Source organism: Streptomyces reniochalinae, assembly GCF_003323735.1.
Classification (GTDB): Bacteria; Actinomycetota; Actinomycetes; order Streptomycetales; family Streptomycetaceae; genus Streptomyces; species Streptomyces reniochalinae.
In genome coordinates this window covers 1-18,286 of sequence record NZ_QOIM01000056.1, presented here as the reverse complement: position 1 = coordinate 18,286, position 18,286 = coordinate 1, and the positions used below count along the sequence as shown (strand labels likewise).

Sequence of the window (18,286 nt, the reverse complement as noted above, 5' to 3'; positions counted from 1 at the left end):
GGGACGCGCCCGACGGGGCGGCGTCCTCCGTGTGCTTGCCGTTGCCGCCGTTCGTGCCGGATCTCCACATCCGCGCCAGCCCCTCCCCATCGCGAAGGGTGCTCTCCACCACGGCCGTGACGGCAGGATCGTCGCAGGTCCTCAGCGCGCGTAGAGTCACGCCCGTCAGGTCGGGCAGAGGCGGCGGTGCCGCTTCGGTCTGAGGACCCGGGCCACGGGACGTGCCATCGGTCCGCACGGCCACGCTCTTCTCCTCCCCTAGAACCCCGCCCGGGGGGCGGTAGCCACGGATGGTTTTCCTTTCCCGTAGCAGGTATCCGGAAACACGTTCGCAGTACACGACCGTCGCATTCGGCCGGTGCTGGCGCCACGGCACACGTGCAACGCACGGTCTCAACCGGCCGATTCACGCCCCGATTCGGCCACCCGGGCCCTGGTGTCACGCACCTCGTCCCACGGAACCTCCGCCAGGTGCCCCGCTAGCAGCCGCCATTCGGCGTCCGCCGCGCGGTAGTCGGCCAGCGCGTCCACCTCGCGGCCCTGCGCACGGTGGAAGTCGCCGCGCGCGTGCAGCGCCCTGGCCACCGTGAGGGAACCGCGCTCATGGACGCCCGCCACCTCCTCCAGCGCGCTGGTCAGCTCCGCACCCGCCTGCTGTGACTGCGGCGTCCCCGCCGGGAACAGGGCGCGGGCCCTGCCCAGCCGCAGCCACGCCTGCGCCCGGCTCTCCGCGTCCGCGCCCTGCCGGGCCGCCTGCTCCAGCAGATGACACCCCTCGTACAGATCGGGCCTGAACCCCTCCGCGTCGTAGCGCAGCAGCAACACGCGGCCCAGCAGCAGTGCCGCACGGGCCACCGCTGAGCTGCCCGTCGGCGCGCGGGTGAGCGCCTCGCGCAGGATGCCCTCGGCGCGCGAGAGGTCACCCGCGTCGGTGAGCAGCATCTCCCCCCACTCGGTCAGCAGCTCGCCGCGCTGGGCGCTGTCCGGCGGGGTGAACCGCTCGGCCTCCGTGTACGCCTGGGCGGCGGCCCCCCAGTCGTGGGTCTCGCGCAGCACGCGGGCGCGTTCCCTGGCGCAGCGCAGCCGCAGCCCGGTCCGCTCCCCCGCGACCGCGTCAGCCCGCATCAGCACCTCCAGGCGTTCCCCGGGCGACGCACCGCTCAGCCGCAGCGCCGACGCCAGGTCGAGCAGAACACCGCAGCGCTGGGCCGCCACCTCCTCGCGGCGCTCCGCAGGTGTGGCAGGGCGGCCGGGCGGGCTCCCTTGCGGGACGGAGGGCGCGTCCCGCCGCGTGGCCGCGCCCCCTCCGGACGGGGACACGGCGGGCTCGGCCGCCCGCGTGGACGCCCCCGGCGGGGTGACCGGCTCGGCACCCGCGCTGTCCTTCCGACGGGCGTCCTGAGCCGGCCGGCCGGAGGACGGGGCCGCAGGGTCGGTGGGGGCGCTGGAGTGCTCGGGGGTACCGGGCGCGCGGTCAGCCAGCATGTCGCTCACTTCGCGGAGTTCGCTGACGGCCTCGAGGGCCGCCCTGTGGCGGTGTTCGGGTGCTGCGTGGGCCAGCGCGAGCAGCACCCGGCCCAGCCGGAGTTTACGGGTCAGCTCGGCGTCCGGCGGCAGCGCCGGGTCCGCCGTGTCCCCCGTGAGGCGGTCCGCCAACGAGCGCAGCAGCCGCTCCGCGCGCAGCAGATGCCGTACCCCTCCGCGCGCCTGCCACAGGTCCATCTCGACGCCGGCCCGCTCCAGCAGCGTGGCGGGGGCGTCGTCCGTCAGCAGTTCGGCGGCGTCCCGCAGCAGTGGTTCGGCGCCCTGCGGGCTGCGCCGTACGCCCGCCGTTCCCGCGAGGGCGCGCAGGACGCGGCCCAGAGCCAGCCGGGCGCGCGGGCTGTCCCGGTCGGCGGCGCGTGCGGCCTCCCCCACCGAACGGGCCCGGTGCAGCAGTTGGATGTCCCGCTGGGTCCGCCACCGGCCCAGCAGCCGTTCGGTTTCGGCCACCTGGTCGGCCGCGTGCACGTCGGGCAGGTAGAAGCGGACGACCTCGGCGGGGATGGTGGCGAAGAGCTCGTCGACCTCGTCGTCGTCCCGCGGCGAGACCAGCGGGCCTTCCTCGCTGTCCTCCCCGGTGAGCTGGGCGACGGCCAGGGCCGCGAAGTTGCGGGTGCCCTTGCCGAACCGCTGCTCCACATGATCGGACAGGTGTTTGAGCGTGAGGACGGCCGCGCTCTGGTCCAGCGACTGGAGCAGCAACTCCCGCACACCCGGCGCGAACGTGTACCGCGGCCCGTACGCGGACGTCGCCCCCTCCTGCTCGCCCTCCTCCTCCGGCAGCCGCGTCAACAACCCCGAGAGCAGGACCTCGGCCAGCTCCATCGGCCCCGTGTCCGGCAGCATCGCCTCCTGGACGAGGTAGATGACCGGCAGCAGCAGCGGGACCACGGACAGGTGCAAAGCCAGGTCCAGCGCACCGGGCGAGGCCGTGTTGCGGAACTCCCGCAGCAGCGTGCGCGACGGAACACCACCGGGCGCGGTGCGCGGCGGCGGCATCGCCGGGTGCCGGGGCAGCACCCAGGCGGCAGCCCCGGGAACCGCGCGCTCACCGTCGGTGCCCAGCAGCCGCGCCCAGTTGCCCAGCGCCTCGGGCGTGGGCAGCAGCACCGGAACGGCCACCGCGTCGGCGGGCGGCAGCGGGCCGTACCCCTCGGGCTCGAAGGTGACGCGTCCGCCGGAGCCGCGCTCCCGCAGCAGCGTCCCCGGCTCGGCCGGCAGCGCCGTACGCGGCCACAGGCGGGGCGGCAGCGGCTGGACGACGGCCAGCGGGGAGCGCCCCGACCAGTGGTGCAGCAGCCGCTGGGCGCGGCCGTCCTGCCACAGCGCCCCCACGCAGTCGCTGACGACCAGGGTGAGCCGCCGGCCCGTGGTGTCGCGGTACTGGTCCGCGGGGCGCAGCCGGGTGCTGCCGTCGGCCGGTCCTGTGCCGATGAGCGGGGAACCGTCACGGGCGCGGTAGAGGTAGCGGACCTGCACGTCACGGAAGACGCCGAGCTGTTCGAACGTCTGGCGCAGCCGCTCCAGCGTGGGCTGCCACACGGACGCGGTCGGCGAGGCGTCCATGATGAGCTGGATCTCGCTGTAGCGGCGGATCGCGGTGCCGAACACGGGCAGCACCGTGGCGGAACGGGCGCTCAGATCCGCGGTGGCGGCCTCGTCCAGCCCCCCGGTGGCCGGGGGCAGCGGCGGCCGGTAGCCGTGCAGTGGGCGCAGCGCGTGCTGTAGCTCCAACAGCCCGGACAGTGACCCCGCCGCCGGGGCGCGCACCGGGAAACCGGGGGACGGCTCGCCCCCGTGCCGACGCGGCGCGAACAGCGACACCGGCGCCGTCCGCTCGGTGGCCGCCGCCGGTGTGTCGTCCGGTTCCGTCTCCTCGTCCTCGTGCGTCGGCAGTGCGGGCGGCTGCGGATGCGGCGCTCCGCTCTCGGGGGCGGGCGAGCCCGTGGCGCCCGCGGCGGCTTCGCGGGCCTGCCCTGGGGCCGTGAACCGGGCGAGCCACAGCGCCTCGGCCACTTCCTCGGACGAGGGCTCCCAGCCGGCTGCCCGCAGCCGCGCCACCAGCTGAGCCACCTCGCCGACGGCCAGGGCATCCTGGACGGCCGTGGAGGGGTGCGGCGGGGTCGCCTCGGACCGCGCACGGCCACTGGGCCGTCGCGGCGGGGGCGGCGCCGGGCTCATCAGCGCGTCACCTCGGGCGGTCGAGGGGGCGCAGCAGCATCTCGGCGAGCCGGTCGCGGGTGACCCTCTCGACGCCCGAGGCGCGCTGTGTCAGGAACAGTGCGTTGAGCAGCTGGTCGGTGGCGATGACCTGCCCGGGCTCGCGGCGCAGGAACCGCTGAACCAGCTCGGCGCCCTCCTCAAGCGCCTCTTCTCCCAGGTGTGCGGAGACCATCGCGGCGAGCTGCTTGTCACCCGGCGGTTTGAGGTCGAGCTGGATGCAGCGGCGCAGCAGCGCGGCCGGGAAGTCGCGTTCGCCGTTGGAGGTCAGCACGATGAACGGGAACGCCGTGCACCGCACCCGCCCGCCCTCGATGGGGACCTTGTCGCCGTCCGCGGTCAGCACCTCGGTGACCGGCTCCCGGTCGGCGATGCGTTCCAGCTCCGGAATGGTGAACTCGCCGTCCTCCAGGACGTTGAGCAGGTCGCTGGGCAGGTCGATGTCGCTCTTGTCCAGCTCGTCGACGAGCAGCACCCGGGGCAGCGGCACCCCGTCGGGGCCGTCCTGCGCGGGCAGCAGCGCCGTGCCCAGCGGACCCAGCCGCAGATACGACCCGATCGGGGGACGGGCGGGCGCCGAGTCGCCCTCGCCGGCCACGGCACGGTCCAGCTGGACGTCCTGGAGTCTGCCGATCGCGTCGTAGTGGTAGAGCCCGTCCGCCAGCGACGTACGGCTGACGATCGGCCAGCGGAGCACCCGGCCGAGACCCAGCTCGTGCGCGACCGCGTGCGCGAGCGTCGACTTGCCGGTGCCCGGGTTGCCGGTGACCAGGAGGGGGCGGCGCAGATACAGCGCCGCGTTGACGGCCTCCACCTCCTCGGGACGCGGATGCAGGCTCTCCACCAGGCGTCGCCGCGCGCCCAGCCGCCGCGCGGTGTCGGCGCCCTCGGTGTCGCCCTCCGCGCCGTGCGGGCTGTCGGGGCCGGTGCCGGCACCGGTGAAGTCGCGCCACGGGGGCGGCTCGGGCAGTCCCCGCACGCCCTCGTGCGGCACACCCGCGCCGCGGTAGATGCGCCAATCGCTCACGATGTGCTCCTCAACGCTGTCGACTGCCTGGGCATGAGCGGTGGTTCGCGCAACGGTTCGTCCCCAATGGTCCTGTGGGGCGGATCGTAAAGCAGGACGATATGCCGTGCCCAGGCCGCTGGGTGGTCAATTGACGCACTGTTCACGCCAGTTGCCCCTTCCGGCTCCCAGCTCCCACCGTCGCCCAGGTCGGCGTTGGTGTTCCGCAGCGCCCTGATCTCCTGCGGAAGCTGCCGCGCCGAGTGAACCCGGCGCAGCAGCGCGGCGGCCCGCTCGTGGAACTCCTCGCAGTCGTCGTGGTCGTGCTGGTCGCCGCACGAGTGCCGCCACAGCGCCACCGCGTGCCCCGCGCCGAGCGCCGCCGCCATGGCGCGGGCCCCCGGGCCGCTGCCCGTCCGCGCGCAGTACACCGGAACGGCGCCGGGCGGAGCGGCCAGCAGCCGCCCGTAAGCGGCCTGCCCGCCCTCGGGCGCCGACGCGCCGTGCCCGGCCATGGGCACCTCGCGCCGCAGCGGCACGGCCTCCATCGGACCGCCCAGCACCGCGGCGGCCCTGGTACGGGCCTCAGGGGTGAAGCCGTGGTCCCTGCGCGACCTGTCACGCACCACGACCAGGCGACGCTGCCCCAGCGGCACGGCATGCGGGTTGAACGGATCGGCCGGATCGTAGGGACGGACCCGCCACTCGTCCACCGGCTCGTCGAAGAGCGCGCGCGGCAGCAGGAACTCCACCGCCGCCAGGTGCTCGTCCACGTCGCACTGGTCGAGCGCCTGGGACAGCGCCCCGCGCACGGCCTCCTCCAGCCGGGGGCGGGGCACCTCCTCCCGGCTCTGGTCGACGATGGACTCCTCCCGCTCCCCGTCCTCCTCGGTCTCGTCCGCGCCGTCGTCACCGGCCAGCAGCTCGTCCTTGTGGGCCGAGCGCACCAGCAGCACCCGCCAGGCGTGCCGTCCGGAACCGTAGATGTCGGGCTCCACCTCCACCAGCACGTTGGCCCTGGCCGCCGACGCGGGACGGTGGCTCTCCAGCACAGCGGGGACACGGGCCCTGATCACGTCGTTGAGCAGCGTGTGCGCCGTGCGCTCCACCCAGCCGCGCAGCTCCGCCAGCGCGCGCGCCGAACGCGGCGATCCCGCCGCCCCCGAACGGGTGAGTGCGGCGGTCACCTTGGCGGCGTACAGCACCACGGCCTCAAGCGCCAGGTCAGGCGAGGGCTCCTCCGCCGTCGCGTCGCTGTCCCGTGGCTCGTAGAGCAGGCCCGCGCCCTCCCGCCAGGAGCGGGGGTCGTGCTCGTTCAGGGTGTAGGGAAGGCGCAGCACCATGTCCCGTGCCTCGTTGGCCAGTTGCAGCACCTGCCCGGCGCCCGTCGGCGGCTCCACCTCGGCGAACAGCGCGTACAGCTCCGCCCGCCGGTCCACCGTGAACCCGTAGGCGGGCTCCCCGCCCATGGGGCCCAGCCGCGCGTGCTGGCGATACCAGCTGTGCCCGAACCCGTGGTAGCGCCGCAGGTGGTAGCGGTCGTGCGCGGACAGCACCTCGTGCAGCACCCGCGCCCCTCGCGGCCCCGCGTCGCACAGCCTGCGCAGCGCCGTGACCCGCGTGGCCACCCCGGTGCGCGGACGGGAGCCCTTGCCCTTGCTGACGCCGAGCACCGCACCGCGCCGCTCGTCCAGCACCGGGCCGCCGGAACAGCCTTCCGTCAACTCGTCGCCGCTGAGCATCAGGGGGCGGCCCCGCACCCCCGTGGCCGTCGCCAGCCCCGTGAAGAACATCTGCTCGCCGCGCTCCGGGCCCGGCACCCAGCCGTACAGCCCGATGGAGGCCGGGGTCAGGGCCGAGCGGTCACTCAGCCACAGGCAGTCCACATCCGTCGCGTCCGGCACCCGTACGAGCGCCAGGTCCGGGAACGGCCACGGCGCCGGCGGCTCTTCGGGGTCGTCGGGCAGCGGCAGCCCGAACGCGAGCTCGCCGAGGAGCACCGTGCTCTGCGCGTCGTCGCCGACCGTGATGCCGATGGCGCGATCCCCCCTCCACACGCTCGCGGCGCCCTTGCCGACGACATGGGCACACGTGAGGACCCAACCGGGCGCGACGAAGAACCCGCTCCCCCAGAACGACCGCCGCCCCGCGAGGGGGCCGGCGATCCCGCGCACTTCGTCACCGCTCGCTCCGTCACCGCGGCCGCCGTTGATGCCGCCGCCGCTGCTTCCGTCGTACCCCTCGGGCGGTGCCCCGATGCGCACGACGGAAGCGCGAACGGAGTCGGCGAGGCCCGTGGGGGCGTTCACGCGGCACAGGGCGCGCACGGCAGCACGCCGAATCGTGGCCTCCCGCACCGCGCGGCTCGCACTCCGGTCACAGCACTCCCCCCTCTACGCCCCGTTCCCCCGTCACTTCCTTCTGTGAGATGCCTGAGGTAGCAGGCTAGTCCCCGGGTCCGACAGACGGGAGGGGCGGCGCCCCGGCATCCCCCGCACATTCCGTACTCACGACGGGGGACGGCCACGCTCCCGGGTGTGCGCAGCCGGGGTTCGGGTGCGCGCCCGGACCCGCAACAAGGCCGGGCGCCGGGCCCGGCCCGGACGGCGGGCGGCCCGCACGGCGCCCGGTCCGGCCCAGCCCGTCCTGCCAGGACGGCCGCAGCGTGCCGCTGCTCATGGCGTCCGCGCGTCCACCCGCTCACGGCGTCCCACCGCCGCGCGCACAGGCCACACAAAGCAGGCCACACACACCAGGCCACGCACACCAGGTTCCGCACGTCCGCGCCGCGCGTCACCCGCCGAGTGCCGGCGGCATCTCGCGGGAGGAAGTCCCGCGCCTCCGCACCCGCGCGTCACCCGCCCTGCGGAGCGGTGCCGGGTGTGCCGGTGCCGTCCGTGGACCGCGTGGTCCCGGGTGTGCCGTCCTCGCCGTCGCCGTCCCGCCGGTGCGCCGCGTGCCACGTGAGGGTGACCGAGACCGCAGCCTTGGCCTCCCCGTCGGCGAGGACGGCGGCGAGGGCCTTACCCGACTTGACGGCCAGCTCGACGCCGAACGTGGCGCTGACCTCGTCAGGGCACGCCTGGCGTGCCGCCCGCAACACGGCCGATCCGACACCGCTGATCACTTCGTTCAGCTGCTGGGCCCGCGCGATGAGCTGGTCCCGCGTGCCGACGTCGTCGAACTGGAAGTCGTCGGCCCCCGGCGGGACCTCGTCCTCGTCCAGGATCCGGACTTGCGCCAGCAGGGTCTCACCGCCCGGCAGCGTGATCTCCCGGATCTCCCGCTTCATACGTCCCCCTCACCGCGTTCACCCCAACGGCCTTGCGCCGAGCCCCTATTGAACATCCACGGCTGCTGCCCGCGCGAGCGTGGACGTGGGCGGCGGCGTCATGTGCCGGGACAGCCCGTGTTCCCCTCCGCCCCGCTCGCCGCCCCACGGGCTGCGTCCGTCGCGTTGGTCGTGGTGGTCGTCCGGGCCGTGGCGCCGTCCGCTCCCGCCTCGGCGCCGCGCAGCAGAACGCCGATATGGGCGGCGGCAGTCGACAGGTGGCGGCGCACCTCGCGCAGCTGCCCCTCGTCGACGCCGTGATCGCGGGCGGCGTCACGCACGTCGTCCCGGAAGCGGTCCAGGAGCCGTTCGAGATCGCGCGCCGGGTCGCCCGTGGAGTCGGCCATCGGAGCCTCGGCCTCGGCGTCCGGGTCGGTACCGGCCGGGTGCGGGCGCACGTACGGCGGCCAGGGCGTGCTCGCTCCGGTCATCCGCCCCAGGCTCCCCATGCCGCGCGCGAGTTCGGACATGCCGTCGCGGACGGCACCCGACCAGTCGCCCGCCTGCACACGGGACTGCACCTGATCCTGCACCTGATGGGCGAGCCGGTGTACCTCGGCCAGCGCCTCGGTATGGGCCTCCCGCTCCTTCCTGGCCTGGCGCTTGGCGCGCTGCGCCTCCTCCTTGGCCTTGCGGGCCTGTTCCTTCCACTCGTCCTTGGCCCGGCGCATCTCCTCCTTGGCGTGCCGCCACGCCTCCTTGTCGCCCCAGACCCCCTCCCAGCCCTCGCCCCAGCCGTCGTCCCAGCCGGCGGGCTTCTCCCACCCGGAGGTGGGGTCCTTCGGGGCGCGGGCCTGCTTCGACCGGTGGCGCGTGGTCCGTGCCTGCTCGCGCATCTCCCGGCGCAGGTCGCCTGCCGTGCCGCTGACGTCCTCGCGGATGTCTCCGGCGAGTGCCGCCACGGAGTCGCGGATCTCGATCTCCAGCTCGGCCAGCTCCGCCTGCCTGCCGTCGAGTTCGGTCCGGCCCGCCTCGGTGATGGCGTACACCTTGCGGCCGCCCTCGGTGGTGTGGCTGACGAGCCCCTCGGCCTCCAGCTTGGCCAGGCGCGGGTAGACGGTGCCGGCCGAGGGCGCGTACAGGCCCTGGAAGCGCTCTTCGAGGAGACGGATCACCTCATATCCGTGGCGCGGCGCCTCGGCGAGGAGCATCAGCAGATACAGGCGCAGTCGGCCGTGCGCGAAGACGGGGGGCATGTCACAGGTCCTTCGGCGAGGTGGGGTTGCCAGGGGTCGCGGAGCCACCGGGAGGGCCGGGCGGGCGGCCGCCACGGGCAGCGCCGGCCCCCTGGGCGGCGCCGACACGGTCGCCCGGACGCGGCCCCTCCCCCAGGCCGTCCGCACCGGGCGGGCGGCGGAGAAGCGCGACGCCTCCGGAGACGCTGTTGGCCTGGAGGGCGCCGCGCCCGCCGCCCAGGGCACCGGCCACCCGGCGACAGCCCCAGCCGGTGGTCGTCAACCGCTCGAAGGCGCTGGAGACGGCGCCGCCCGCGCTCTGCGCCTCCACCGTCAGGTCCGCGTCGGCGGGGAGTCTGACGGCCAGCTCGCCGGAGACGCTGCTCAGGCGGATGGCCGCGGGGCCGTCCGCCCGGGAGGAATTCAGATCGAGGATGATCGCGCCGCTGACCGAGTCGGCGGTGATCGTGCCCAGTGCGCCGTCGACGCAGGTCAGGTCGCCGGAGACCGTGGAGAAGCGCAGCGGCCCGGACAGCCGCTGGGTCTCGACGTCCCCCGAGACGGTCTCGGCCGTCACGGGACCGCGCAGCCCGACGAGCGTCGTCGCACCCGAGACTCCGGCCACCTTCGTGCCGCCGTGGATGCCGGAGACGACGGCAGTGGCCCCCACCACTCCGACCGACAGTGCGACATCCGCCGGCACCCGCACCGACACCTCCGCCTTCCGACGTCGGCCCTTGCGGTCGAGCCACTTGAGGAAACCGCCCCAGGGCAGGTCCTCGTAGGCGACGATCAGCCGGCCGCCCTCGCGCCGCACGAGCAGGGGCGGGCCCTCGACCTCGCCCACCTCGACGCGGGTGGTCGTCTCCTGGGTGCCGACCACGTTGACCGTCCCGCCCACCACGCGCACGTCCAACTCCGTGACGGGGTCGTCGAAGTCGATCCGCCACGGCTCGGTGATCTGCCACGACCGGTCGTCGGATACGGGCACGGCGGGCCTCCCCAGGCTCGGCGCTGCCGGACGCGCGAGGCGGCGCGGGGGTGCGGCCACGGCACGTTGCGCGGCGCGCGGCGCCCCGCCGGTGCCTCCGCACACGGCAACGACATATCGCGTCTCTGGATGGACACGATATGTCGTGTGTCGCGACAGGCGCAACCCCCTCGCGAGTGAGAGCGGGCCCCGCGGCCCTCGGCCGTCGGCGCCCTCAGCCTCTCGGCGTCAGCGCCCTCGGTCCTCGTCCTCGCCGCCTGTCCTCGCCGCCTGTCCTTTCCGTCTGTCCTCGCCGGCCCGCGCTGTCGGCCCTCGTCAGCCGTCGTCCTCGTCGTCCTCGTCGTCCAGCCGCGCCAGCCAGGTGGCGAGCCGCTCCACCGGCACCTCGAAGTCCGGGTTCAGATCGACGAACGTCCGCAGCTGCTCGGACAGCCACGCGAGGCTGACCTCTTCCTCGCCGCGCCTCTTCTCCAGCTCTTCGATGCCACGGTCGGTGAAGTACACGGTTCTGCTCCTGGTCGGATGCGTGACCGCGGGGCGGTCACGGGACAACGGACGCGGCCTGAGGCCGTCGTCCCAGGGTATGCCGGGTCCGGAGGTCACTCGTGGCGCCCGGCGGCGTCCGAGGCGGCGCCGACCGCGAGGCCGAGGGTGATGAGCAGCACACAGACGTAGACCTCGTAGCCGTCGAGGAAGGCGAGGTGGTCGACGACGGCCCACTTGTCGAACCAGCCGGTGAGCTTGTGGGCGAGGCCGCCCGCTCCCTGGGCGATGAGGACGAAGGCGACGAAGCCGAGAAGATTCTTCATGCCCGCAGACTGGCGGCGGCCGGGGCTGAGGGGGATCGGGCTTCGGGGGCGGAACGGGCGGCGGAAGTCCCCGATCGGGGGCCCGGGTGCCCTACGAAAGTCGCCTTTCGGTCCTGCCGAAGTCGCCGCACGCTCCTACCGAAGTCTCCGCCTGCGGCCTGGCGGGGACAGTGACCCGGCAGCGACCGTAGATTTCACGGCATGAGGTCTGAGCACATCACCGGCGCCGGTGTCCGGCGGCCGGGGCGACGCAGCGCACGCGACTGGGCGGTGGACATCGGCGCGTTCCTGTTCGCCGGGTGTTTCCTGGTGCTGAGCACCGACGCGGTCGCCCTCGACCCGGGTACCTCCCCGACGGCGCTCTTCCTCGACCAGCTGCGGGGCGGGCTCGCCTGCGCGGCGCTCTTCCTGCGGCGCCGGTGGCCGGTGCAGCTCGCGCTCGCACTGCTGGTGGCCGAGCCGTTCTCGCACTTCGTCACGGGTCCGATCCTCGTCGCGCTGTTCACCGTCGCGGTCAGCAGGCCGCCACGGGTGACGGCGTGGGTGACGGCGCTCGCCTACGCGCCGGTGCCGTTCGTCCTCGCGAGCGGCCCCGCAGCAGGCGGCCCCGAGACGGAGTCCGCGCTCACCTATTTCGTACTCCTCGCCGGGGCGCTCGGCTGGGGGATGTACGTCCGCTCGCGGCGGCAGCTGCTCTCCTCGCTCCGCGAGCGGGCCGAGCGCGCGGCGGCCGACGCGCGGCGCGAGGCCCGCGAGGACGTGGCACGCGAGATGCACGACGTGCTGGCCCACCGGCTTTCACTGCTGAGCGTGCACGCAGGGGCGCTCGAGTTCAATCCGGGCGGCGACCGGGCACAGGTGGGACAAGCGGCGGGTGTGATCCGGGAGAGCGCGCACCAGGCGCTACAGGACCTGAGGGAGGTCATCGGGGTGCTGCGGGCGCCCGAACAGGCGGACCGTCCGCAGCCGGTGCTCGCCGACGTGGAGCGGCTCGCTGAGGAGTCCCGGCGGGCCGGCGCCCGCGTCGGTCTCGACCTCGACGTGGCGGGCGGACTCGGGAGCGCGCCCACCGTGGCGGGGCGCACCGCGTACCGCATCGTCCAGGAGGGGCTGACCAACGCGCGCAAGCACGGCGCGGGGCCCGGCGCGCCCGTCTCGGTGACCGTGCGCGGCGCCTCCGGGCGCGGCCTCACCGTCGAGGTCCGCAACCCGGTGGGGCGTGGCGGCCCGCCCGCCGAGGTCCCCGGGGCCGGGCTGGGCCTCATCGGTCTGGCCGAGCGCGCCCAGCTGGCCGGCGGCACCCTCGAACACGGCTGGGAGGGAACCGACTTCCGCCTCAGCGCGACGCTCCCCTGGGACGCCACGGCACCGGCGCACGGTCACGCCGGGAGGGAGGGCGGCTACGACCGCACGGCGCGGAAGGGGCCGGGTGGAGTCGAGGAGGAGGGCACCACCGCGTCTCGTCACGACCCGGGCGGAGCCGCGAGCGAGGGCACCGCCGCGTGAGGAGGTGAGGCGGCCCGGGACGCCCGTGGCTCATCCCGGTGTCGTGTCCGCTTAGCTCCCCGCCATGTGGCCGACCGCGGCGTAGGCGAACGTCATCGCGGGCCCGATGGTGGCTCCCGGGCCCGGGTAGGTCTCGCCCATGACGGCGGCCGAGGCGTTGCCCCTCGCGTAGAGGCCGCCGATGACGGTGCTGTCCTCGCGGAGCACCCGGGCGACCCGTGTCGGTACCGTCGCCGGTCAGGCCGCCCGCAGGGCCGCCGCTGCTCACACGGTTCGTACGGCTCATGCGGGGACGTTATGCGCGGGCAGCGGCGCACGCTCACGGCTCCTCCCGGTGGGTGGGAGGCCCCGCGGGGGCCGTCTGGGCGGCCGTTCGGCAGTCGGCCGCGTCGAGGGCGGCGGCCGTCGCCTCGGGATCGTCGCAGTAGCCGCGCATCACGTGACGCGCCCGCAGCCGGATCTCCCCCGGTTCGCCGGGAGCCGCCTCGGTGCCGTCGGCGGTGACGATCCGCACCTGCGTTCCTGGCAGCGAGGTCCGACGGTGCGCGCCGCGGTGGCCGCCTCGGCGGAGGTGGGGCAGACGGTGGCGACACCGGCGGACTCGCTGAGCCCGTACGCGGTGAACACCTCCGCCGCGCCCAGCTCCCGCCTGACCCGCGCCACCAGGTCGACGGGCACCCCGGCCGCTCCCGTCCCCGCCAGCCGCAGCGAGGACAGGTCGCTGGTGAGGCGGTCGGGGTGGTCGATGAGGGTGTGGAAGACGGTCGGCGGCCCCATCAGCACGCTGACGCGTTCCCCCGCGACGCGGCCCAGGGCGCGGCCCGCGTCGTAGACGGCCTCGGGCAGCATCGTCGTCCCGGCCAGCAGGCACGCCAGCACGCCCGCCTTGTACCCGAAGGTATGAAAGAACGGGTTGACGAGCAGATAGCGGTCGCCCTCGCGCAGTCCGACTGCCCGCGCCCACGCGGTGAACGCCTCCAGCGTCTGACCGTGCGTGATCTCGACCCCTTTGGGCCGCCCCGTGGTCCCCGAGGTGTAGAGGATGTCGCAGAGGTCGTCGGGGGTGACGGCGGCGGCGCGTGCGGCGTACTCCGTCGAATGTGCCGTCGAAACCGAGCTGCCCGGCGGCGACCACACCATCGCCGTGGGCCGCGTCACCGCCCTCCACCAGCCCCGCGAAGCGGGCCTGCTGCTCTACTTCCGGCGCACGTACGGGGTGTACGGGACGCACGCGGCGTGAGCGCGGGCAGGGGGCGCTGAATGACGCACAGGTCCTGTCGCCATACTGGCCTCGTGGAGCAACGACCTGACACAGCCGAGCCCGCCGTGCTCAGCGCAGGCACGGACCCGACGTACGTCCCCGGCCTCGACACCCTCGCCGCCGCCCCCGCGGACAAGGAGTCCCGCGAAGGCGCGGTGTCGCGGAAACCCGACGCCGGGGACGAGGACGACGAGCGGACGACGGAGCCCGCGGAGGCGGCCGAGGCCGACCACGACGATGCCGGCCCCGAAGCCGACACCGTCTCCGAAGTCGACACCGGCACCGACGCGGAGGTCGACACCGACGAGGACGAGGAGCAGGAGGAGGAGCCTTTCGAGGGGCCCTCGTTCGAGGTCTCGGACCGTCGGGCCGCCATCGTCGCGGACGGCCGCGGCGTGACGCTTCGCCTCGACGACGCGGAGGCCCGGTTCGAGTGGAGCGAGATCGGCGCCGTGGAAATCGGCGCCCCACGGTTCGGCCGCCGCTTCCGGATCTGCGTCTGCACGACAGGGCACCGCCGCTTCGACGCGGAAGTCGAGGCGACCTCCCGTAAGCAGGCCACGGCGTGGGCCGACGACCTCGACTCCGTCCTCGACACCTGGTTCGACGACAGCGCGGAGTGACGGCGGCCTGCCGCCCCGACCCCCGCTGACCGGGTCGGCGGGGGACGGCGTGGACTCGCGTGCCGGAGAAGCCGAAGAGGACCGCGCGCAGCGATACCACGCCGGGGCGGGGGACGCGGGCTATATCGGCCCCTTCGAGACCGCAGACGGCGGGCCGGGCCGCAAAGGGGCTCTGCGGGCTACTCGTCCGCGTCGGGCACGCTGTCGCCGAACACCCGGGGCACCATCGCCGCGATGAGGCGGTCCACGTCGTACGGCGCTCTCAGGATGTCCGGGAGCGTCATCTCGTCCACGAGCAGGCCCGTCATCGCCAGGTAGAGGAGGGCGACGCCCATGTCGTCGCCCGGCATGCCGATCTCGTTGTGGTAGGCGATCAGGCCGTTGAACTCGTCGCGCAGGAAGCCCGTCAGCTCCTCGTACAGCTCCGGCCGCCGGGTGGCCTCCAGGCGCAGTTCCATCATCGCCAGGTAGCTGCTGCGGTCTGCGCGCATCCTGTCCACCACGTCGTGCATCAGCTCGACTTCGAGTGCGAGGGTGCGCGGGGCGCTCATCCGTTCGGCCACCGCCGCCTCGTCGGGGGTGAGGCGTTCGCGGGTACGGCGCATGACCTGGGTGAGCATGTCGCCGCGGTGGGCGAAGTAGTTGGACGCCGTTCCGGTGGGGACGGCCGCTTCCTTGTCGACGGCGCGGAGCGTCAGCCCACGTGAGCCCTCGCGGGCCAGAACCTCGATGGCCGCGTCGAGCAGCGCCGCGCGCCGTTCGGTGTTCTGCCGCATGACCGGTCTCCTGCCTCGTCCGAAACCCTGCTCGTTTCCCCGTTGACACCACTGTAGCCGCAGTACTACGTTCAAACCACTGCAAGCGAAGTGGTGCAGTTGAAGTAGTGCAAGTGAAGTGGCAATCAGGGGGTACCTATGCGCAAGCTCGTCTACTACGCCGCCGTCACGCTCGACGGCTTCATCGCGGGGCCCGAGGGAGAGTTCGACTTCTTCCCCATCCCCGACGGGTTCGACGACCTGGCCGCCGCGATCTGGGAGGAGCTGCCCGAGACCGTCCCCACCCAGGCCCGTGCGGCGCTGGGCCTCCCGGACCGGCCCAACCGCAGGTTCGAGGTGGCGCTGATGGGGCGCGGCAGCTACGAGCCCGGCCTGAACGAGGGGGTCACCAGCCCCTACGCACACCTGCGTCAGATCGTCTTCTCCCGCACCCTGACCAGCCAGGACCCGGCCGTGGAGATCGTGGCGGACCGCGATCCGGCGGAGGTCGTGCGGGAGCTGAAGCAGCAAGAGGGCGGCGACATCTGGCTGGTCGGCGGCGGAAAGCTGGCGGCCACGCTGCTGGCGGAGATCGACGAGCTGATCCTCAAGCGCAACCCGATCGTGGCCGGCGCCGGCATCCCGCTCTTCGACGGGGCGTTCTCCCCGACGGCCTTCCGTCACGTCACCACCCGCCCCTACCCGTCCGGGGTCAGCAGGACGACCTACGAGCGGGAACGGTGACGAGCAGCGAGCGGTGACGAGCACGGAGCGGTGACGAGCGGGGGCGATGAGCCGGAATTACGCGCCGGGCTCCCCGTGGCCCGGCGCCTCCCGTTCCCGCGCCAGTTCGTCGAGGTCGGCCAGCATGTCCTCGGCGAGCCGGCGCTCGGCCTCGTAGTAGCGCTCCGCCCAGCGCAGCACCAGCCGCGGGTACGCCCACGAGGGCTCTCCCTCAGCGCCCTCGGCGTCCAGCCTGGCGCGGTGCACCATCTTGTCGGCGTTGGCCTGGTGTTCGCGCAGGATGTCGCGGGCCTGGTCCGCCTCCAGGAGGTGGCCGAGCCAGATGCGGAGCATCACGCCGTGCTTGAGCACGGGCGGTTCGACGGCCGCGCCGCGGGCCCATTCCCGTACGGCACGGCGGCCCGCTTCGGTGATCGAGTAGACCCGTTTGTCGCGGTTGCCCGTCGCCTGCGGGACGCTGCGCGAGGTGACGTAGCCTGCCCCCTCCAGGCGCTTGAGCTCGCTGTAGATCTGGCTGAAGGAGGGCGACCAGTAGAAGAAGCTCAGCGACCAGTCGGCCCACTTCTTCAGGTCGTAGCCGGACAGCTCCTGTTCGAAGGAGAGCAGGCCCAGTACCGCCCAGCTGGTCGGCGGCAGCGGACGCCGCTCGGGGGTTCGACCGCCCTTCGGCGCCCCGCCGTCCGTCCCCCTGCTCTCCTGAGCCATCGCGCCCCGCACGCCTTTCCTCCGCCGTACGCCGCCGCGCACCGCACCGTCCGTCCGGCGCCTGCCGGATTCCGTACCGGCCGCCGACTCTACGCCGTCGGGCTCCGCGGGCCAGGGGGTAGTGGGCCGGGGCACAGTGGGTCAGGGGACAGCGTTTCGGCCCCCCGCACCGCCGAACGGCCCCGCGCCCCCGAACCGGCCCGCGTCGCGCGGCGGCGAGCGCACCCGCCCCGGTGACCGGCCGGCCCGCTGGGGTGGCCGGCCGGAGCGGGCGGCCGGGGAGACGAGCGGCGGCGGCAGAGCAAGCAGCCTGTCAACGTGGCAGCGAGGCCCGCCAGCCCGGCCGCCGCGAAGCCGCCGGCCGGAACGGAGACGTCGACGGCCACCCCGACGAGCGGGGAGCCGAGCGCGAATCCCGCGCTCAGGGCCGAGGATTGCAGACCTGTCGCCTCTCCGCGCACGCCGGCCGGCGCCAGCCGGCTGACCGCGTCGGCCACGGCCGAAAGGGTCGGCGCGTCGAAGAACCCGGTGCCGACGACGGCCACACACAGCCAGGGTCAGTCGTGTGCCAGCCCCACGGGGAGCGTCACGAGCCCGAGCAGTCCGAGCAGCGACCACGTGGGCAGCGGCCGGGACAGCGCACCGTATGCCAGCCCGCCGACGACGGAGGCCACGCCGAGCACCGCCACGACCACGGCGGCAAAGGACACCTGTCCGGTTTCTTCGAGCGTGGCGACGACGGCCAGGTCGACGCCGCCCAGCAGCACCGTGATACCGAACGCCATCGTCAGTACGGCGATCAGCCGGGCGCCCGACCGCTGGCGGCGCGGGGGGCGTTCAGCCGCGCGCCCGGTACGTGCCCCCGTACCGGTACCAGCCTCGGACCCGGCATCCGACTCGGCCTCGGCGCGCAGTGGCGGGTCGAGGAGGGCGATCCCGGTTCCGCCCGCGACGATCGCGGCGCCGAGACCCCACGCCACCACACCGGGCGACAGCCGCGCGGTGCACAGGATCACCACCGCAGGGCCCACCATGTACGAGAGTTCGCCCTGCACCGCTCCCAGCGCGAACGCGGCCCGGCGCTGCCGCGGCGTGGTCATCGCGGCGATCGCCTGCCTGGTCACCGGCTGAGCCGGCACCATCAGCAGGCCCGCCACGAGGGCGGCGCCCACCAGCGCCCCGTACGGCAGTGCGGGAACGCTCAGCCAGAACGCGGCCTGCGCCGCGACGGTCACCAGCAGCACGGGGCGCGGGCCACGCCGGTCGATCATGCGGCCGAGCAGCGGCCCGCCGAGTGCCAGTCCTGCGGTCAGGGCCGCCGCGACGCCGCCGGCCGCCGCGTAGCTCGACTCCAGGCCCAGCACGGCGTACAGCGTCAGCGCCATCACGTCGGCCGTGATCGCGGTGCGGGCGAGGAAGGAGACAGCCAGCAGCGGTGCCATGCCCGGCACGGCGAGGATCTGTCGGTATCCGGTCACTCGCGTGACGCTAGGTCCCTGGGCTTGATTCGGTTTGACGGACATTCGAGATCAGGGGCGTTGCCCCGGAAGGATGTCCATCATGGAGAGCATGGGGAAGAAGAAGCCGCGTCCTCGCCGCTCGTTCACACCGGAGTTCA

General features: G+C 74.1%; 17 protein-coding genes and 1 pseudogene. 4 read left to right on the top strand and 14 right to left on the bottom strand.

The genetic code is table 11. The features are described from left to right. Positions 1-393 precede the first annotated feature (393 nt). From DQ392_RS32685 to DQ392_RS32650, 8 genes are all read right to left on the bottom strand, one after another. On the bottom strand, positions 394-3,723 hold the full coding sequence (locus tag DQ392_RS32685; protein WP_245982267.1) for an SAV_2336 N-terminal domain-related protein: 3,330 nt from the start codon (positions 3,721-3,723) through the stop codon (positions 394-396). A gap of 7 nt (positions 3,724-3,730) precedes the next feature. Continuing rightward, positions 3,731-4,789 (bottom strand): AAA family ATPase, encoded by a 1,059-nt coding sequence (locus DQ392_RS32680; RefSeq protein WP_114019325.1) that lies wholly within the window; start codon positions 4,787-4,789, stop codon positions 3,731-3,733. Further along, positions 4,786-7,077 (bottom strand): VMAP-C domain-containing protein, encoded by a 2,292-nt coding sequence (locus DQ392_RS32675; RefSeq protein WP_114019341.1) that lies wholly within the window; start codon positions 7,075-7,077, stop codon positions 4,786-4,788. Before DQ392_RS32675 ends, DQ392_RS32680 begins: the two co-directional genes overlap by 4 nt. 545 nt (positions 7,078-7,622) lie before the next feature. Next, positions 7,623-8,060 (bottom strand): CU044_2847 family protein, encoded by a 438-nt coding sequence (locus DQ392_RS32670; protein WP_220182687.1) that lies wholly within the window; start codon positions 8,058-8,060, stop codon positions 7,623-7,625. A gap of 98 nt (positions 8,061-8,158) precedes the next feature. After that, on the bottom strand, positions 8,159-9,295 hold the full coding sequence (locus DQ392_RS32665) for a PadR family transcriptional regulator (protein WP_114019324.1): 1,137 nt from the start codon (positions 9,293-9,295) through the stop codon (positions 8,159-8,161). Position 9,296: 1 nt separating this feature from the next. Beyond that, positions 9,297-10,265, bottom strand: a complete 969-nt coding sequence (locus tag DQ392_RS32660) for a DUF4097 family beta strand repeat-containing protein (protein ID WP_114019323.1) — start codon at positions 10,263-10,265, stop codon at positions 9,297-9,299. A 315-nt stretch (positions 10,266-10,580) separates the two neighbouring features. Next, positions 10,581-10,769, bottom strand: coding sequence for a DUF6104 family protein (locus tag DQ392_RS32655; protein ID WP_114019322.1), 189 nt, complete (start codon positions 10,767-10,769; stop codon positions 10,581-10,583). A gap of 95 nt (positions 10,770-10,864) precedes the next feature. Further along, positions 10,865-11,074 carry a hypothetical protein gene (locus tag DQ392_RS32650; RefSeq protein WP_114019321.1) on the bottom strand — a complete coding sequence of 70 codons (210 nt, stop codon included), beginning with the start codon at positions 11,072-11,074 and terminating at the stop codon, positions 10,865-10,867. A 201-nt stretch (positions 11,075-11,275) separates the two neighbouring features. On the opposite strand from DQ392_RS32650, the gene DQ392_RS32645 reads away from it, so the two are divergent. Then, positions 11,276-12,580: a sensor histidine kinase gene (locus tag DQ392_RS32645; RefSeq protein WP_114019320.1), complete on the top strand. Its 1,305-nt coding sequence runs from the start codon at positions 11,276-11,278 to the stop codon at positions 12,578-12,580. A gap of 51 nt (positions 12,581-12,631) precedes the next feature. Here the strand turns inward: DQ392_RS32645 and DQ392_RS32640 are convergent. After that, positions 12,632-12,793: pseudogene (locus DQ392_RS32640) on the bottom strand (FAD-binding protein); the annotation flags it as partial. Between the two features lie 222 nt (positions 12,794-13,015). Beyond that, on the bottom strand, positions 13,016-13,738 hold the full coding sequence (locus DQ392_RS32635; protein ID WP_425470676.1) for an AMP-binding protein: 723 nt from the start codon (positions 13,736-13,738) through the stop codon (positions 13,016-13,018). Here DQ392_RS32635 and DQ392_RS36360 point away from each other — a divergent pair. Then, entirely contained in the window at positions 13,698-13,820 is a 123-nt protein-coding gene (locus DQ392_RS36360; protein WP_425470683.1) for a flavin reductase family protein, read from the top strand. The two genes, DQ392_RS32635 and DQ392_RS36360, sit on opposite strands and share 41 nt — an antisense overlap. A gap of 53 nt (positions 13,821-13,873) precedes the next feature. Next, entirely contained in the window at positions 13,874-14,464 is a 591-nt protein-coding gene (locus DQ392_RS32625; RefSeq protein ID WP_147266616.1) for a hypothetical protein, read from the top strand. Between the two features lie 179 nt (positions 14,465-14,643). Here the strand turns inward: DQ392_RS32625 and DQ392_RS32620 are convergent, their stop codons facing one another. Next, on the bottom strand, positions 14,644-15,240 hold the full coding sequence (locus tag DQ392_RS32620) for a TetR/AcrR family transcriptional regulator (protein ID WP_114019318.1): 597 nt from the start codon (positions 15,238-15,240) through the stop codon (positions 14,644-14,646). Between the two features lie 138 nt (positions 15,241-15,378). On the opposite strand from DQ392_RS32620, the gene DQ392_RS32615 reads away from it, so the two are divergent. Beyond that, positions 15,379-15,963, top strand: a complete 585-nt coding sequence (locus DQ392_RS32615) for a dihydrofolate reductase family protein (RefSeq protein WP_114019317.1) — start codon at positions 15,379-15,381, stop codon at positions 15,961-15,963. 57 nt (positions 15,964-16,020) lie between these two features. On the opposite strand, the gene DQ392_RS32610 is transcribed toward DQ392_RS32615, so the two are convergent. From DQ392_RS32610 to DQ392_RS32605, 3 genes are all read right to left on the bottom strand, one after another. Then, on the bottom strand, positions 16,021-16,668 hold the full coding sequence (locus DQ392_RS32610; RefSeq protein ID WP_245982266.1) for a PadR family transcriptional regulator: 648 nt from the start codon (positions 16,666-16,668) through the stop codon (positions 16,021-16,023). 89 nt (positions 16,669-16,757) lie between these two features. Continuing rightward, complete coding sequence (locus tag DQ392_RS36355) at positions 16,758-17,213, bottom strand: hypothetical protein (protein WP_425470674.1); 456 nt, start codon at positions 17,211-17,213, stop codon at positions 16,758-16,760. A 12-nt stretch (positions 17,214-17,225) separates the two neighbouring features. After that, entirely contained in the window at positions 17,226-18,146 is a 921-nt protein-coding gene (locus DQ392_RS32605) for an MFS transporter (RefSeq protein WP_220182685.1), read from the bottom strand. Positions 18,147-18,286 lie beyond the last annotated feature (140 nt).

Coding starts and splice junctions, on each gene's coding strand:
- DQ392_RS32610 (WP_245982266.1), bottom strand. CDS start 16,668: ATGGCTCAGGAGAGCAGGGGGACGGACGGCGGGGCGCCGAAGGGCGGT.
- DQ392_RS32670 (WP_220182687.1), bottom strand. CDS start 8,060: ATGAAGCGGGAGATCCGGGAGATCACGCTGCCGGGCGGTGAGACCCTG.
- DQ392_RS32620 (WP_114019318.1), bottom strand. CDS start 15,240: ATGCGGCAGAACACCGAACGGCGCGCGGCGCTGCTCGACGCGGCCATC.
- DQ392_RS32665 (WP_114019324.1), bottom strand. CDS start 9,295: ATGCCCCCCGTCTTCGCGCACGGCCGACTGCGCCTGTATCTGCTGATG.
- DQ392_RS32615 (WP_114019317.1), top strand. CDS start 15,379: ATGCGCAAGCTCGTCTACTACGCCGCCGTCACGCTCGACGGCTTCATC.
- DQ392_RS32650 (WP_114019321.1), bottom strand. CDS start 11,074: ATGAAGAATCTTCTCGGCTTCGTCGCCTTCGTCCTCATCGCCCAGGGA.
- DQ392_RS32645 (WP_114019320.1), top strand. CDS start 11,276: ATGAGGTCTGAGCACATCACCGGCGCCGGTGTCCGGCGGCCGGGGCGA.
- DQ392_RS32685 (WP_245982267.1), bottom strand. CDS start 3,723: ATGAGCCCGGCGCCGCCCCCGCCGCGACGGCCCAGTGGCCGTGCGCGG.